The sequence below is a fragment of the Cobetia sp. MC34 genome, assembly GCF_018340035.1.
Taxonomy (GTDB): domain Bacteria; phylum Pseudomonadota; class Gammaproteobacteria; order Pseudomonadales; family Halomonadaceae; genus Cobetia; species Cobetia amphilecti.
Window position 1 is genome coordinate 1 of sequence record NZ_JADPPY010000175.1, and the last position, 207, is coordinate 207.

1 pseudogene is annotated in these 207 nt (G+C 65.7%); it reads left to right on the top strand.

The annotated features are described in order from the left end of the window. Positions 1–207: pseudogene (locus tag IZU87_RS17575) on the top strand (IS1380 family transposase); the annotation flags it as partial.

Consider the following 207-nt stretch of genomic DNA (forward strand, 5'->3'; position numbering starts at 1 on the left):
TCTCGTCGACCGATCGCGGTGCCTCCACCGTCCAGGACGTGATGGCCCGCAATGAGGTGAGCCTGTTGCTGAGTCTCTACGCCTATCAGGTTCTGCATGGCCTTCGCTGCTTGCTGGGGCGCCAGACCCGGCAGGGTTGGAGCCTGAGCCGGATGCGTGAACAGGTGCTCAAGGTGGCGGCGACGCTCTCGCTGCACGCTCGGCGCA